This window comes from Erythrobacter sp. F6033 (genome assembly GCF_023016005.1).
Taxonomy (GTDB): domain Bacteria; phylum Pseudomonadota; class Alphaproteobacteria; order Sphingomonadales; family Sphingomonadaceae; genus Erythrobacter.
Genome location: NZ_JALKAZ010000001.1, coordinates 1635694 through 1652098 on the forward strand (window position 1 = coordinate 1635694; position 16405 = coordinate 1652098).

General features: G+C 58.1%; 13 protein-coding genes and 1 tRNA gene. 7 read left to right on the plus strand and 7 right to left on the minus strand.

Annotation, left to right across the window (positions count from 1 at the left end; translation table 11 throughout):
* Positions 1-37 precede the first annotated feature (37 nt).
* Positions 38-2101: an ATP-dependent DNA helicase RecG gene (gene recG / locus MWU39_RS07790; protein WP_247159438.1), complete on the minus strand. Its 2064-nt coding sequence runs from the start codon at positions 2099-2101 to the stop codon at positions 38-40.
* A 55-nt stretch (positions 2102-2156) separates the two neighbouring features.
* Between recG and MWU39_RS07795 the strand changes: the two genes are divergently transcribed.
* The 3 genes from MWU39_RS07795 to MWU39_RS07805 all read left to right on the plus strand — a co-directional run bounded on the left by MWU39_RS07795 (position 2157) and on the right by MWU39_RS07805 (position 7077).
* Positions 2157-2435 carry a succinate dehydrogenase assembly factor 2 gene (locus MWU39_RS07795; RefSeq protein ID WP_247159439.1) on the plus strand — a complete coding sequence of 93 codons (279 nt, stop codon included), beginning with the start codon at positions 2157-2159 and terminating at the stop codon, positions 2433-2435.
* A gap of 72 nt (positions 2436-2507) precedes the next feature.
* Positions 2508-5987, plus strand: coding sequence for a transcription-repair coupling factor (gene mfd, locus MWU39_RS07800; RefSeq protein WP_247159440.1), 3480 nt, complete (start codon positions 2508-2510; stop codon positions 5985-5987).
* A gap of 76 nt (positions 5988-6063) precedes the next feature.
* On the plus strand, positions 6064-7077 hold the full coding sequence (locus MWU39_RS07805) for a hypothetical protein (protein WP_247159441.1): 1014 nt from the start codon (positions 6064-6066) through the stop codon (positions 7075-7077).
* A gap of 28 nt (positions 7078-7105) precedes the next feature.
* Here MWU39_RS07805 and MWU39_RS07810 read toward each other — a convergent pair whose 3' ends face one another.
* The gene (locus tag MWU39_RS07810) at positions 7106-7948 is read right to left on the minus strand and encodes an EAL domain-containing protein (RefSeq protein ID WP_247159442.1); all 843 of its coding nucleotides are present in this window, start codon (positions 7946-7948) and stop codon (positions 7106-7108) included.
* 161 nt (positions 7949-8109) lie between these two features.
* On the opposite strand from MWU39_RS07810, the gene MWU39_RS07815 reads away from it, so the two are divergent.
* Both MWU39_RS07815 and MWU39_RS07820 read left to right on the plus strand, forming a co-directional pair.
* The gene (locus MWU39_RS07815) at positions 8110-8928 is read left to right on the plus strand and encodes an NAD kinase (RefSeq protein WP_247159443.1); all 819 of its coding nucleotides are present in this window, start codon (positions 8110-8112) and stop codon (positions 8926-8928) included.
* A gap of 86 nt (positions 8929-9014) precedes the next feature.
* Positions 9015-9089 (plus strand) — tRNA-Asn (locus MWU39_RS07820).
* Between the two features lie 31 nt (positions 9090-9120).
* On the opposite strand, the gene MWU39_RS07825 is transcribed toward MWU39_RS07820, so the two are convergent.
* From MWU39_RS07825 to MWU39_RS07840, 4 genes are all read right to left on the minus strand, one after another.
* Positions 9121-9876: a sulfite exporter TauE/SafE family protein gene (locus tag MWU39_RS07825; RefSeq protein WP_247159444.1), complete on the minus strand. Its 756-nt coding sequence runs from the start codon at positions 9874-9876 to the stop codon at positions 9121-9123.
* A 23-nt stretch (positions 9877-9899) separates the two neighbouring features.
* The gene (gene secA / locus MWU39_RS07830; protein WP_247159445.1) at positions 9900-12674 is read right to left on the minus strand and encodes a preprotein translocase subunit SecA; all 2775 of its coding nucleotides are present in this window, start codon (positions 12672-12674) and stop codon (positions 9900-9902) included.
* A 121-nt stretch (positions 12675-12795) separates the two neighbouring features.
* Positions 12796-13071 carry a hypothetical protein gene (locus MWU39_RS07835; RefSeq protein ID WP_247159446.1) on the minus strand — a complete coding sequence of 92 codons (276 nt, stop codon included), beginning with the start codon at positions 13069-13071 and terminating at the stop codon, positions 12796-12798.
* 75 nt (positions 13072-13146) lie between these two features.
* Entirely contained in the window at positions 13147-13896 is a 750-nt protein-coding gene (locus MWU39_RS07840) for an energy transducer TonB (RefSeq protein ID WP_247159447.1), read from the minus strand.
* Positions 13897-14016: 120 nt separating this feature from the next.
* Between MWU39_RS07840 and argJ the strand changes: the two genes are divergently transcribed.
* Both argJ and MWU39_RS07850 read left to right on the plus strand, forming a co-directional pair.
* The gene (argJ, locus tag MWU39_RS07845) at positions 14017-15243 is read left to right on the plus strand and encodes a bifunctional glutamate N-acetyltransferase/amino-acid acetyltransferase ArgJ (RefSeq protein WP_247159448.1); all 1227 of its coding nucleotides are present in this window, start codon (positions 14017-14019) and stop codon (positions 15241-15243) included.
* A 1-nt stretch (position 15244) separates the two neighbouring features.
* A complete protein-coding gene (locus tag MWU39_RS07850) occupies positions 15245-16042 on the plus strand; it encodes an inositol monophosphatase family protein (protein WP_247159449.1) in 798 nt (265 codons plus the stop codon).
* A gap of 23 nt (positions 16043-16065) precedes the next feature.
* Here the strand turns inward: MWU39_RS07850 and trxA are convergent, their stop codons facing one another.
* Entirely contained in the window at positions 16066-16386 is a 321-nt protein-coding gene (gene trxA / locus MWU39_RS07855) for a thioredoxin (protein WP_247159450.1), read from the minus strand.
* Positions 16387-16405: the final 19 nt, after the last annotated feature.

Sequence of the window (16405 nt, forward strand, 5' to 3'; positions counted from 1 at the left end):
TGCATATTGTACTGATTTTTCGTTACTTTGCGGAGCCTTAGCCGCCGCGTAGCAGCTGAACGCCCCAATCGCGCTCAAACAGATACAGCAATTGCCGCGCCGCTTCCCCGCGCTCGCTGGTTAACCCGCCGTCGCGCTCAATCAAAAGCCGCGCATCGGCGTGGGCAATGGGAAGATATTTCTGCACCTGCTCAAGATTGGCGATCCGGAAAGCCGCCTCACCCGATTGCCGTGTGCCCAGCAATTCGCCGCCGCCGCGCAGTTCGAGATCTTCTTCGGCAATGCGGAAACCGTCCTGTGTTTCCCGCATCAGCGCCAGCCGTTTGCGACCGGTTTCGGATAGCTCGTTTCCGCGCAGCAGCACGCACACCGATTTTTCCGATCCGCGCCCTACCCGTCCACGCAATTGGTGAAGCTGCGCAAGGCCGAACCGTTCCGCCTGTTCGATCACCATCAGGGTAGAGGACGGCACATCCACGCCCACCTCAATCACCGTGGTCGCCACCAGCAATTTCGCACCGCCGCTCGCAAACCGTTCCATATTCGCGTCTTTGATATCGGGCGTAAGCTGTCCGTGGACCATCACCACATCATCGCCGAACCGCTCTTTCAGCGAGGCATAGCGCGCCTCGGCAGCGGCAATGTCATCCGTCTCGCTTTCGCGCACCATCGGGCACACCCAATAGGCCTGCTGACCACTTGCCAGATGCCGCTCCACTCCCGCGACCATATCGTCCAGCCGCTCTTGCGGAATGACCCGCGTATCAATCGCCTGCCTTCCGGGTGGCAATTCGTCGAGGCGGCTCACATCCATCTCGCCATATTGCGCAAGCGTCAGGGAACGAGGGATCGGGGTAGCCGTCATTGCCAGCGTGTGCGGCGCGCGTTTGCCCTTGGCAGCGAGCGCGAGGCGTTGCTGCACGCCAAAGCGATGCTGCTCATCAATCACCACCAGGCCGAGGTCTTTATACCCGACTGTGTCCTGAAAAATCGCATGCGTGCCGACTAGAATATCAATCGAACCGTCGAGCAGACCCATCAGAATACCCTCGCGCTCCTTGCCCTTCGCGCGCCCTGTAAGGATCGCGACCTCGACGCCCGTTGGCGCGGCCATCTTGCGCAAAGTCTCAAAGTGCTGGCGCGCAAGAATTTCGGTTGGAGCAAGCATCGCGGCCTGTTTGCCCGCCTCAACCGCAACCAGCATCGACGCGAGCGCCACCACCGTCTTACCCGCGCCCACATCGCCTTGCAGCAGGCGCAGCATCGGCGCCTCTTGCTGCAAATCGCCTTCGATCTCGTCAATTGATCGTTTCTGCGCTCCCGTCATTTCAAACGGCAGGTCGAGCTTCGCGCGCAGGCTGCCATCACCGGCCAGAGCCTGTCCCTTACGCCGCCGTCCCTCGGCTTTCACCAAAATGAGCGCGAGACTGTTGGCGAGCAGCTCGTCATAGGCCAGCCTGTCCCGCGCCCGCTCGTTCAAATCCTTATGCGCCAGATGCAGGGCATCGCGCCATGCGGGCCAGCCGGAGCTTTCAAACTGCCCCGGCTCGATCCATTCCGGCAGTTCGGGAAGGCGCTCGAGCGATTGCGCGGTGAGCGAGGCTACACGCGGCTGGGTCAGCCCCTCGGACAGGCGATAAACCGGCTCGTTAAGCCGTGCGAGATGCGCCGCGCTGTCCTTCTCGATATGATCGGGATGGACGATTTGCAGCATGTCGCCATACCGGTCGAGCCGACCCGCCACCCAGCGTTTCTCCCCCACCGGAAGCTGTTTCTTCGCCGTATAGGATGCGCGCCCGAAATAGGTCAGCGAACAGATATTGCCCGCATCGTCCGCTGCCACAACGTTGTATGGCCCGCGCCCCGGATTGCGGCTGGCGCGGTGCTCGGTCGGGGTCAGGCCGATAATAACCTGCTCGCCTTCGCTGCCTTCATCCAGATCATTGATCACGCGCCGCGTCACAAACCGTTCCGGTAGGTGATAGGCGAGGTCCTTCACCCGTGTCAGGCCGAGCTTCTCTAACGGCTTCATCATCTTCGGCCCGACCCCATCAAGGTCGCGGGCTTCGATAAACAGCGGATTGAGTGCCTCTGGACGCATGGCTTCACTCTATACCGTCTTGAACGCGAAAGCCGAGTGCCTTACTTGGCGCGGCATGACGGATATGCCCACATTCGAAGCCCGCCTGGCCAGAGCCAAGTTCCGCGCATGGCATCGCGGCACGCGCGAAGCCGATTATATGATCGGCGGTTTCTTCGATCGCTATTCGGCGGAATGGGATGTTCTCACGCTGGAATGGTTCGAAGACCTGCTGGCCGAAGATGACGTGGACGTGATGGCATGGGCCCTGAAAACCGCGCCCGTTCCGGAGAAGTTCCAGGGCGAGCAGATCGAAAAGATGCAGGCGCTCGACTACGTCGATATCCCGCGCTAAGCCGCGCTTCCTTTTGCATCTAATCACTGTGGCGGGGAACGCCTGCCCCTCCCGACCTTTGACTGAACAGATATGCCCGATCTGAACCGCATTCTGGCGGCGGAGACTCCGCTGACCCTATCGTCGCTGCCGCGCGGCGCGGTTCCGCTGATCTTGGGCGATCTCGCACGGGCGGCAAAGCAACGTGCAGTCTTTATTGCTCCCGATGATGCGTCGATGAAAGCAGTGGCTGAAGCCGCACGCTATTTCGCCCCCGAGGTAGAAGTGCTGGAACTGCCGGCATGGGATTGTCTGCCTTATGACCGCGCATCGCCTGCGCTTTCGGTCAGCGCGGCGCGGCTGTCTGCTCTGTTCAAATTGCAGCACCCGTCCGGTAGATCACAATTGCTTGTGACAACCGTGAACGCGGCGTTGCAGCGCGTGCTCACCCCGTTCCGCATTCGTGAGAGCGTGCGTCAGTTCAAACCCGGCACAACTATCGGACACAACACGCTTTCTGCGCTGCTCACCCGTCAGGGATATTCGCGGACAGACACCGTGATCGACCACGGCGAATTTGCCGTGCGCGGGTCGATTGTCGATATTTTCCCATCGTCGCTCGAATCCGGTCTGCGGCTCGATTTCTTCGGGGACGAACTGGAAAGCCTGCGCTTGTTCGATCCGAGCACTCAGCGCAGCATCGGACGGTTGGATTCGCACCTGCTGCTGCCTGCTTCGGAAGCTTTGATCGATGATGAGAGCATCAAGCGTTTCCGCTCGCGCTACCGCGAGATGTTCGGCGCGGCGGCAACGCAGGACCCGCTCTATGAAGCGGTCAGCGACGGGCGTCGGCTTGCGGGCATGGAGCACTGGCTCCCACTGTTCGAAGAGCGCCTTTCGACCATCTTTGATCACCTTGCCGACAATGATTTGGTCGTGATCGATCAGGCCGCGATTGGCGCAGGCGATGAACGCATCACCGACATTGTCGACTACCACAAACAGCGCGAGCGCATCGCGGGCGAAAAAGCAGGCAGTTACCGCCCGATTGATCCGACCGCGCTCTATCTGGGCAAGGAGGAGTTTGAGGCCGCGATTGCCTCTGCGCCCGCCCACCGCGCCAGCATCTTTGCCGCACCGGAAAGCGGCGCAAATATCGATTTCGGCTTCAAAGCAGCGCGTGATTTTACGCCGGAGCGCGGGCGCGGCGACAATGTCTACGACGCCGCTGCAAAGCACTTCAAAGATATCGCAAAATCGGGTCGCAAGCCTTTGCTCGCGGCATACTCGACCGGTAGCCGTGCTCGCATAGCCTCCATCCTGTCCGAAGCGGGCTGTGAGAGCGTAGAGGCGGATACATGGCAGGAAGCTCTTGGCCTCGCCGCCAAGGGCAAAACCGCCGCCATGGTGCTTCCGCTAGAAGCGGGCTTCGCCAATGAGACCCTAGAAATCCTGACCGAACAGGATGTGTTGGGTGACCGGCTCGTCCGCCGCAAGAAAAAGCGCAAGGATTCCGATGCGTTTCTGGCCGAGTTGCAGGCTCTCACCCGCGGCGATCTGGTCGTCCATGTCGAACACGGCATCGGCAAATATCTTGGCCTCGAACCAGTCCCCGTGGGCAAAAGCCAACACGATTGTGTGCAGCTGGAATATAAGGGCGGCGACAAGCTGTTTATTCCGGTCGAGAACATTGACGTCCTCAGCCGCTATGGCTCTTCCGAAGAGGCCGTTATGCTTGACCGCCTCGGCGGCGAAGCATGGCAGAAACGCCGCGCCAAGCTGAAAGAGCGCATCACCGCCATCGCCGGCGAATTGATGAAGGTCGCGGCAGAGCGCGCACTCAAAAAAGCCCCGATCTTCGAAGCCGAGGAAGCCGGATACAACCAGTTCGTCGACCGTTTCCCATGGGAAGAGACCGACGATCAGGACGCGGCAATTACCGACGTTTTGCGCGACCTGGAAAGCGGCAAGCCAATGGACCGGCTCGTTTGCGGCGATGTCGGCTTTGGCAAAACAGAGGTCGCCCTGCGCGCCGCATTTGTCGCCGCAATGAGCGGGCAGCAGGTCGCCATCGTCGCCCCGACCACTCTGCTAGCCCGCCAGCATTACCAGAGCTTTTCCGAACGCTTTGCCGGCTTCCCGCTCAAGGTCGGACGCCTATCGCGTCTCGTCTCCTCCAAGGAAATCACCGAAACCCGCGAAGGCTTGGCCAGCGGCGATATCGACATTGTTGTCGGCACCCATGCGATCCTTTCCAAGTCGACCGAGTTTGCAAATCTCGGCCTTGTGATCGTGGACGAAGAGCAGCGCTTTGGCGTGACGCACAAGGAGAAGTTGAAACAGCTGCGTTCTGACGTGCATATGCTGACGCTCACCGCGACGCCAATCCCGCGCACGCTGCAAATGGCGATGACGGGTCTGCGCGAGCTTTCCACGATCCAGACCCCTCCGGTCGACCGCCTTGCGGTGCGCACATACGTGATGGAGTGGGACGATATGGTGATGCGCGAGGCTTTGCTGCGCGAACACCATCGCGGCGGGCAGAGCTTTATCGTCGTCCCGCGCATCTCCGACATGGCCGATGTCGAGGAATGGCTGCGCGAGAATGTGCCCGAAGTAAAACCGATCTCCGCGCACGGCCAAATGGGTGCTGGCGAGATCGAAGAGCGCATGAGCGCGTTTTACGAGGGCAAATACGAAGTCCTGCTATCGACGACCATCGTGGAAAGCGGCCTCGATCTGCCGAGCGCGAACACCATCATCATCCACCGTGCAGACCGCTTTGGCCTTGCGCAACTGTATCAATTGCGCGGGCGTGTGGGCCGGTCAAAACTGCGCGCTTACGCGTATCTGTCTTATGAGAAAGACGTGCAGCTTTCCGAGATTGCAGAGAAACGCCTCAAAGTGCTCGGCGACCTCGACAGTCTGGGTGCAGGCTTCCAGCTGGCGAGCCACGATCTCGACATTCGCGGCGCTGGCAATCTGCTGGGTGACGAGCAATCGGGCCATATTCGCGAGGTCGGCTTCGAGCTGTACCAATCCATGCTCGAAGACGCGATCCTCGCCGCGAAGGCTGGCGAAATGGGACTGGAAGCCGCGAAGGATAAAGTCTCACCGCAGATCACCGTCGATGCGCCGATCATGATTCCAGAGGAATATGTGCCCGATCTCGCGGTGCGCATGGCGCTCTATCGCCGCCTCAACCAAGCGCAGGACAAAGCCGAGATCGAGAGCCTAGCCGCTGAAATGATCGACCGATTTGGCGATCTGCCATCGCCGACCAAGAATCTGATCCGTCTGATCGAGATCAAGCATCAGGCGATCACCGCCAACATTGCCAAGGTTGATGTCGGCGCGCGCGGCACATTGGTGACATTCCACAATGATGACTTCCCAGATGGTCCGGGCCTTATCGCCTATGTTGATCGGCTCGCCGGAACAGCGAAGCTGCGCCCGGACATGAAGCTCGTCATCAACCGCGCATGGAGCGATCCGGAAAGCCGCCTCAACGGTTTGTTCCAGCTGACCAAGGGCTTGAGCGGGATTGTGAAGAAGGCGGCGAAAAGGAAGTAAAACTCTCTTGCGCTCGCGCAGGCATGCCTACACTCTGGTTCAAATCATTGAGGCTGAAGAGTGAGACGGCGCAGCGATGTATTATATCGAATTCTTCGCCTTTCGCGATGAACCAAATGTCGCCACGCTAGAGGCAATCGACTGGCTTACTGGTTGGCGATTGTTCGAACAGGTCGACACAGAAGCATGGTATCTTGAAGGTCCGAGCAACGAAGATGGCATAACGTTCTTCGAGCAGCTTCAAACAAGCAGCAAGCCAAAAGCCAGAAAAATTGCGTCGCTATCCAGTAGAATTCTGGACCGGATCATTGAAGAGGGCGGCGACAAAAACCTTTTTGATGAACTGACCTTCCTTCAATGCGGGGTTTTAAGCGCGAAATTGGAGCAACCGATTATCCATGTCGGCGGCAATGACGAAGGCTACGACAGCTTTATCGAATTCGACAGCGGCAAATTGGTTGGTGCGAAATGCGAAATTGATTGGGATCGCGCGCTCGTCATCGATCAAGACGGCGCCATGCATGTCGAACGCTTTTACCCGGAAGGAACCGACCCAGATACGGCCAAACCAAGATATGCGCACGACATAGCCACGCGAGGAACCGCCGCGTTCTTCGGCGCAGAAACGTGGCTCATCTCATCTGACCCGTATGATTTCAAACAATCCAATTTCCGGCTCATCGCCGAAAAAGGCAAAGCACCGCCCAAGATCGAGCACCTTTCCGATGTGCTCTATAAGCGGCTTGGTCCATCGCCGAAGATCGGCGTAATTTTAGCGGAAATAGAAGGTTATGTGGATGCCGCTCTCTCCGTTGAGCTCATCAGCGCCGAGAACGAGGCACGGTTTAAGGCCGATGAGGTCACAGGTGGCATGAGCATCTACGCGAGCAATGCTCATAGAGAGACCAAAGGTTTTCAATTGATGAGGCACAATCAGCTCAAGGCATTCTTGATCGACCTGTCTTCATACACGCAGGCTTTGCGACCAAAGCCCGAGTTTCGACGAAAAGACTCCAACCTTCCGGGTGTTCGCAGCAGCCTCTCAATGCGCTGGCGGACAATCAAATTGGCAGCGAAGTTTCTCGGATAGCCACAGCCGGTATCAGCTATCCTATCTTTTACCCATGCCCGCGCCCGCGCGCTGTTTTTGCCAGTTCCAGCACCTGATCGCTCTTCATCGGCTGCGCCCGCAGGAAGCCCTGCCAGTATTCGCACCCTTCGGAGATAATCGCGGCGCGTTGGATCTCGCTTTCGATCCCCTCGGCATAGATATCGAGTTCAAGCGCGCGGGCAAGCGCGATAATCGCGCGTAGCACCGCCAGTGCTTTCGGGTCACCGGGCACGCCGTCGACCATAATCTTGTCGAGCTTTATCGCGTCCAGCGGCAATTCGCGCAAATACCGGAAATTGCAAAAACCAGCACCAAAATCATCAAGAGCCGTGCGGAAACCAAGCTTTCGCAAAGCGCCCAAGGCTTCGCTAGCCTGTTTCAGATTGCGCAGCAGCAAATCTTCGGTGATCTCAAGCATCAAACGGGTCGGTTCGATTTCGCTTTGCCCGATCAATTCCGCAAAATCGGCGGCAAAGCGCGGATCGCCCATTTCTTCGGGTGTGATATTGAGCGACAGGCTCAATTCATCGGGCCACGCCGCCGCGTCCTGCAACGCGCGGGCGACCACATGCCGTGACAAAGGCGCAACCAGAGCAGCCCGCTCTGCAATGGCGAACAGGTCGCGCGCGCCAATCTCACCAAGCGTGGGATGCTGCCAGCGCGCCAACGCCTCTGCGCCCACAACCGCGCCGGTGCTGCCGGAAAACTGTGGCTGAAACAGAACCTCAATCTCTTCCCGATCCAGCGCACGCAACAAATCGCTGTCGAGTGCAGATTCCTTCACGCCCGGGAAAGAGCCTCTGGTCGGCTCCCGAAGCGAGTGGGTCAAAGAAGTAGGGTTCGATTTCATTCCGCGCCTTTAACGAGACTTATGTCCGAAAGCTTACACCAATTGCAATCCGACCGAAATTGGAACATCAGGATAACTGACTACGTCGTTTGGGTTCGCAGCGGCGCGTCAACTTGTGAATGCCGGATTGGCATTGCGGCTGAGAGGGTCTGAATACGGCTATGACTACTGCGACCAATGGCGCGACCAATGGACTCACCAACCCGTTTGCCAGAATGGCTCTCCTCGCGTCGGAAACACCGCGAGCGCAGGAAGCGTATCATGCTCTATTGGGCCAGACCGATTGGGTCCCGATTGAAGAGGCCGATGTGGTCGTCGTGCTGGGCGGTGACGGCTTCATGCTGCAAACGCTGCACGGCATGCTCGACGCCGGGCGGATTGTGCCAGCATACGGGATGAACCTTGGCACAGTTGGGTTTCTGATGAACCGCTATGACAAGCGCGCGGTAATCGCCAATCGCCTTGCCAAAGCGCACCGGAAAAGCATCGCACCTCTGCGGATGGAAGCCGTGTTGCAGGATGGCGAGACGCAAGTGCTGTGCGCGATCAACGAGGTGTCCCTGCTGCGTGAGACGCGCCAAACAGCGAAGATTGAGATCACCGTCGGCAGCCGTGTCCGCATCAAGGAATTGGTGGGAGATGGCGTATTGGTCGCCACGCCCGCTGGCTCTACCGCGTATAATTTCTCTGCCAATGGCCCGATCCTGCCACTCGACAGCGAGCTGCTCGCGCTAACCCCGATCAGCCCGTTCCGCCCACGCCGGTGGCGCGGTGCCATTCTGCCTGACGGGATGCGGATCAAACTGCGCGTGTTGGACCCGGATAAGCGCCCCGTCGCGGCGGTGGCGGACCAAAAGGAACTTCGCGACATCCACGAAGTCACTCTGGAAATTGCCCGCGATACAGAACTGGAATTGCTATTCGACCCCGGCCAGTCGCTGGAAGAACGGATCGTTTCAGAGCAATTTGTGACTGATTAGGCTTTTTCGCGCCAAACCCTCTTGCAAAGAAATCCGCACCCCCATATAGGCGCTGCTCGCACCGGAGAGACATCCCGGTGACATGTTCCCCGATAGCTCAGCGGTAGAGTAGGTGACTGTTAATCACTTGGTCGTTGGTTCGAATCCAACTCGGGGAGCCATTTTCTTACATTGATGGATGTTCGGATGGCTTCATTGCCACACCAACAACCTCGCCCCCACAACCAGCACCAGCGCCGCGGTTAGCCATCTGATCCAGCGTTTGGGCAGCACTTTCACCGCCATCAGGCTGCCGATCTGGCCGCCGATTGCGACTGCGATTAGCAGCGGCAGCGCTGCGCCGATTGCGCCGCCGAACGCGCCGGGGCCTTGCTTGATAAGCTGGCCGATCAAACCGAACATCGAATTGACGAGGATAAACAGGCTGGCCGTCGCCGCGATAGCGCGGGCGTCTTTCCAGCGGGTGAGGTGGAGCAAGGGCGCAAGGAATATCCCGCCGCCGATGCCAACCACTCCGGCGAGAAAGCCCAGCGGAGCGGCGATAATCGGCATGTACCGTGCAAGCGGACTTGGTACGTCAATGTTACCTTCGCTGATCGGGGTAAGCATCGTCACCGCTGTCAGCACGAGGCTCGCGCCAAGCAGCAGCATAAAGCTCGCCTGATCAATCGGGATCAAACCGCCAATCAAAGCTGCCGGAGCTGCAAGCGCAGTCATCAAAATCGCACCGCGCCACGGGATCAAACCCGCGCGTGCGAACCGCAGCGTAGCGCCTGCGACCACCACGATATTGCAAGCCAGCGCCACCATCGGCAGCAGCCGGTAATCGAGACCCGAAATGGCCAGCAGCGCGGCATAGGTTGACCCGCCGCCGAACCCGACGCTCGCATAGAGCAGCGCGGTGATCAGAAAGGCGAGCGCCAATAGCGCCGGAACCGCTCCGATCATGGCCGCACCGCCCCTCTACCGCCCTATTCTGCGTTCAGCTTTGCACCTTCTGTCTTCGCTGCCCCATGGCAATGCTTGTACTTGTTGCCGCTGCCGCATGGGCACGGCGCATTGCGGCTCACATTGAGGTTTGCGTAGGGGTTATCCGTGTTCGAACCGCCCGGACCAGACGCCGCGCGAGGTGAGCCCGCGAGTGAACCGAACAATTCAGGGCGCTCGGCCGAACCATCGCCGTCATTGGAATTGTCGAGGCCCGTCAGCGGATCGATATGACCGGTCAGGAAGTCCGGCAAATCAGGCAGAGCCTCGGTTTGCGGCTGAGCGATTTGTAGTTCCGATTTGAACAGGATCTTCGTCACTTCTTCACGCAGCGTGTCGAGCATCGATTCGAACAGACCGAAGGCCTCTTGCTTGTATTCGTTGATCGGCTGCTTCTGCGCGATGCTGCGCATCCAGATGACCTGACGCAGCGCATCGAGCGTCGCGAGGTGTTCTTTCCAGTGGAAGTCCAACTGGCGCAACAGCACGTCTTTTTCGACCAGACGCCAGATTGCCGGATCATTCTTGGCAACCTTTTCTTCCATCAGTTGATCGGTCTGGGTGCGCAGACGCTCTTCGAAGATTTCAGGTTCGACCTGATCCTCACCAACCCACTCGTCGAAGGGCAGTTTCAGGCCAAACACTTCTTCGACTTTCTCGGTCAGACCTTCGATATCCCACTGCTCCGGATAGGAGCCCGGAGGACAGGATGCCGCGATGATCGAATTGATCGAATCGTGGCGCATATCGACCACAACATCATCAACCGTTTCGGATTCCATGATCTCGCCGCGCTGCTCGTAGATCACCTTACGCTGATCGTTCATCACGTCATCGTATTGAACAACCTGCTTACGCGTATCATAATTGCGCGCCTCGACCTTTTTCTGAGCGGTCTCGATGGCTTTGGATAGCCATTTAGACCCAATTGCCTCGCCGTCTTCGAGGTTGGAATTCATCATCTTGGAGAACAGCGTGTCCGGGCCAAAGATGCGCAGCAGATCGTCTTCAAGACATAGGTAAAAGCGCGACAGGCCGGGATCACCCTGACGGCCAGAACGACCGCGCAGCTGGTTATCGATCCGGCGGCTTTCATGGCGTTCCGTGCCGAGGACGAACAAGCCGCCCGCGTCGAGCACCTTCTGGCGCTCTTCGGCTACTTCTTCTTTCAGTTTGGCGATGGCCGCGTCTTTCTCTGGGCCGTCTTCCATCGCGCCGCATTCGTCTTCGATGCGGAAATCGAGGTTACCGCCAAGCTGAATATCGGTGCCGCGTCCCGCCATGTTGGTGGCGATGGTCACTGCACCCAAACGGCCCGCCTGCGCGACAATATGCGCTTCGCGCTCGTGCTGGCGCGCGTTCAGAATTTCGTGCTTCACGCCTTCTTTGTCGAGGAACTGGCTGAGAAGTTCGGATTTCTCGATTGAAACCGTACCGACCAGGATCGGCTGACCGATCTCGTTCTTCTCTTTGATACCCTTCGCGATGGCCGCGAATTTATCCATCGTGTTTTTGTAGAATTCGTCTTCTTCGTCGATGCGCTGCACCGGCTTGTTAGTCGGAATTTCGACGCAGTTGACGCTATAGATGTCCCAGAATTCCGCTGCTTCGGTCGCGGCTGTACCGGTCATGCCGGACAGTTTCGGGTACATCCGGAAATAGTTCTGGAATGTGATCGAAGCCATCGTCTGGTTTTCTGGCTCGATCTTGACGCCTTCTTTCGCTTCAACCGCCTGATGCAGACCGTTTGACCAACGCCGACCGTCCATCATGCGGCCGGTAAACTCGTCGATGATCACTACCTTGTCGTCCTTCACGATGTAATTGTCATCGCGCTTGAACATGTGAACGGCTTTGAGAGCCTGATCGAGGTGGTGCACAACCTGTGTGTTCTCGACGTCGTAAAGGTTATCGGTTTCGAGCAGACCTTTTTCGATCAGCAGCTTTTCTGTGTTCTCCAGACCGTCTTCGGTCAGCTGAATGTTCTTGGCTTTCTCGTCCTTCTCGTACCAGTCTTCTGGAATCTCTTTCGCGACCTCATCCAGTTTCACATAGAGATCGGACTTGTCCTCGGTCGGGCCGGAGATAATCAGCGGCGTCCGCGCCTCGTCGATCAGGATCGAATCAACCTCATCGACAATCGCGAAATTGAACGGGCGCTGCACCATCTGGCTGCGCTCATGCTTCATATTGTCGCGGAGATAATCGAAACCGTATTCGTTGTTTGTGCCGTATGTGATGTCGGCATTGTAGGCGTCACGTTTAGACATCTCGTCCATGTTGGGCACGACCACGCCAACCGTCAGGCCCATCCATTCATACAGCTGGCCCATCCATTCTGCGTCGCGCGAAGCGAGGTAATCGTTGACGGTCACGACGTGCACGCCCTTGCCCTCGATAGCGTTGAGATAAACCGCCAGCGTCGCCATCAGGGTTTTACCCTCACCGGTGCGCATTTCGGCAATTTCACCGCGATGGAGCACGATGCCGCCGATCAGCTGAACGTCGAAGTGGCGCATTCCAAACACGCGGGTCGACGCCTCGCGAATAGTCGCGAAGGCTTCCGGCATGATCTCATCAAGCGTGCTGCCCGCGTCGAGAAGCCCGCGGAACTTGTCGGTTTGCCCTCGCAATTCGTCATCGGAAAGCGCCTGAAGCTGCGGCTCAAGCGCGTTGATTTCGTTGACGATTTTGCCGACGGATTTGATGTAGCGGTCGTTGGATGAACCAAAGACCGATTTCATGAGCGTTTCAAACATGAGAGGTATGCCTTAAAATGGATGCAGCCCGCGCTATGAGGCCAATGCAATTTGGAAAAATGTGTGCGGAGTGTTGCGCAGCCAGCCGTGGCGCGCGGAAAATCAGTGAGATCGCGTCGCCCTATTCGTAGGCGCGATCAATTCCCATAAGAACCGGCACGCGCATCGAACGCGGCATCGGCATTGGCTTCTTCTTGACGCAGTCTTTCTTACGATCCGCAGTCTTACCGGGCTCACGCTTGTGCTGAGCCTGACGATCGACAGCGGCGCTTTCGGCAGTCGCAGAAACGCTTGCATTGCAAGGAGAAGTCGGGTGGGCATAGGACGCGCTGGCTGCACCGCCGAGAGCGGCGAGGCCAGAAAGCATGGCCAGAAAGGCAAATAGCTTACGCGTCATAGGCACCCTAGATAGGCTCATTGAGGTTAAACGTCCACAGTGTTGGTATTTGCTTCGGTGAACATTTTGCCTGCTCTATTCCTCAATCGTTTCAGCTTTCACAATAACCTGCAATTCGACGCGTTTTGAAATTGGGTTACCATTTTCGTCGCGGTACACCGCGCGAGCAGGGCGATTGATGCCCGGGCATGGCTCTCGATCGAATGTTCGGCGCATGCGTTCAGATACTTCGCCGCTGATCTCTATCACCTCACAATCCCTGGAAACTCCATCTTTTCCGACGACGAAAGCGACATGGATTGTCGCTGTTCCGGGGAATTCCGGTTCTCGCTTATTCCAAATCTGTCGGTCACGATATGTTGCTTCAACTGGCACCCCGGTCTCGTCTGTTCCGGGTTCAAACTTTCCGCGCGCAACGGCGGTTTCGCATGTCTTTGCATCAAGCGCTGCATAGCCAGAGCTTTCAAGTACTCTGCATGAGGTCGCATCGCCTGATGTGTTGACCGTTACCTCAAATTCGACCGTTCCTTCTTCATCGGCGACCCACGACGCCGGAGGGTAATCAGCTGGCTTGGCATCTAGCAGGGAATAATCGATCAACCGTGGCCGAGTGATCCGCTCTTTGTCTTTTCCATCATAGGGAGCAGCAATCGGAGCGACGGAAATCGGGGGCGGAGCAGGAGGACGCCGCAATTCCATCGCGTCCTTAGCAGCATCTTCGACAGCCTCCGCTGCGGCCTCAACCGCTGCCTCGGCTGTTTGCGCATAAAGTTGCGTGGACGTCATAAGACCAAAGGCGAACACAGGTAGCAAAAGTTGTTTCATAACAAAGTTGTTACACCCCGCGGCTGTGCTTGCAAAGGCCGACGCCGCGCATGCTGCACGGCGAATGTGTGTCCATAAGCCGGATTGCGATATGGTGTGATCCTGATTAGTGCGGCCCGCATGGATCTGACCACTTCCCCGCTCGCTCTGCCCTTCCCCGAAATGCCGCCCATTGCAGGCGTTACCCTGCGCGTTGCGCGTGCGCGGTATAAGGAATGGGACCGCTGCGATCTGACCTTTGTCGAACTTTCCGAAGGGACGTCTGTCGCAGGAGTTTTCACGCAAAGCGCCTGCGCTTCAACCGAAGTTGAATTGGGCCGCAAGCAATTGGACGGCGGCACTGCACGCGCTTTGATCGTGAACGCGGGCAACTCGAACGCATTCACCGGCTATCGCGGCGCAGAAGCGGTCGAGCAAATCATGGCGCAAGTCAGCGACGGAATCAGCTGCGGGCCGGAGCAGGTCTTCGTGTCTTCGACCGGTGTGATCGGTGTCCCCCTGCCGAAAGACCGCGCCCGCGAAGGCGTCGCCTCGGTGCTTTCTGCCGAGCCATGCGGATGGGAGGATGCAGCCAATGCCATCGCCACGACGGACACATTCGCAAAAGGCGCTCACGCTTCTGCCATGATCGGCGAAACCCGCGTCGAATTATGCGGGATCATCAAAGGCAGCGGCATGATCGCGCCTGACATGGCGACCATGCTCGGCTACATCTTCACCGACGCCAATGTCGCGCCTGCATTTCTCCAAGAAATCCTGAACGATGCGAACGCCAAGACATACAGCTGCATCACGGTCGATGGGGACACGTCGACAAGCGACACTGTGCTTGCTTTTGCGACCGGCAAAGCGGGACACGCGCGGATCGAAAGCTGGGGCAGCCCCGGCGCGGACGCTTTCGCAGCGGCTTTGACGGACGTCTGCCGTCAGCTGGCGCAATTGGTGGTGCGAGACGGTGAAGGCGCGAGCAAGTTCATTGCCGTGCGTGTCTCTGGTGCAGTCAGCGATGAAAGCGCCCGCCGTGTTGGTTTGGCAGTCGCCAACTCCCCGCTCGTCAAAACCGCCATTGCCGGAGAGGATGCCAATTGGGGCCGCGTGGTTATGGCTGTCGGCAAGGCGGGCGAGCCAGCGGACCGTGACAGGCTTTCCATCGCATTCGGAGGCGTATGGGCCGCGCGAAACGGCGTGCCCGTAGATGATTACGACGAGGCACCCGTTGCAGAACACCTCAAAGGAGAGGACATCGATCTCGCCATCGAGCTCGGCATGGGCAATGGCCGTGCCACGGTTTGGACCTGCGATCTCACCCACGGCTATATCTCGATCAACGCGGATTACCGGAGCTGAAATGAGCGAACTTTCCGCTTTGGACGCCGAACTGCGCGATCTGTTCCGTTTCGCGGCGGAGCGGAGCATGCTGCCGCGCTTCCGTGCGCTTGCGGATGACGAAATCGAGATGAAGGGCGAAGATGACCCCGTCACGGTCGTGGATCGCGAAGTGGAAAGCTTCCTGACCGACGCGCTGACAAAGCTGGCGCCCGGAGTTGCGGTTGTAGGGGAAGAAGCGGTGCACGCCGACAAAACTGTGCTCGATCAACTGTCGGAGCAATGCTGGATCATCGACCCACTGGATGGCACCGCCAACTTTACCGAGGGCAAAGAACCGTTCGGGATCATTGTCGCGCTGGCCGATGCAGGCAAAGCCATTGCTGGATGGCTCTATGACCCGATCACTGACCGCCTATGTCACGCGAAAGCTGGCGAAGGCGCGTTCATTAATGGCGAGCAAATTTGCGCGCAAACCACTGGCTCTGATCCGCAAATTGCGGCCATTGCGCGCGGCTTTCTGAATGAGGAGCAAAACGCCGAAGTCGATGCGAAGATCGCCCCGCATTATTCGCTGGTCGACATACCGCGCTGCGCCGCCGAGCAATATCCACGCCTCGCGCTTGGCCAGAACGACATCTCAACCTTTGAGCGCACCCTTGCATGGGATCACGCCGCAGGCATATTGTGGCTGAATGAAGCAGGGGGAAAAGCCGCACGCCCGGATGGCAGCGAATACCGCGTCGACGAGCACGAAAAAACCGGACTGGTTGGTGCGTGCAGCCCGGCTATTTGGGATGAATTTGTCGGACGGATGTAGCACCCGCCCAATCAAATTATGGCTCAAATTTCGCTTTCAAGCCACTCTTTAAGCTGGCTTTTTGGAGCAGCGCCGACTTTACGAGCCACCGCTTCACCATTTTTGAACAACACCATCAGCGGGATCGACTGAACGCCCATTTCCGCCGGAGTGCCGGTGTTTTCCATGATGTCCATCTTCGCGATGGTGACTTGCTCGCCCAGCTCGTCGCTGATTTCCTCAAGCGCCGGCGCGATCATTTTGCATGGCCCGCACCAATCCGCCCAGAAATCGACCAGCACGGGCTTATCGCTTTCGAGCACGTCGGTTTTGAAATTCTCGTCGGTCACATTGATGGTGGCCATGGTGTATCTCCTGTAATTT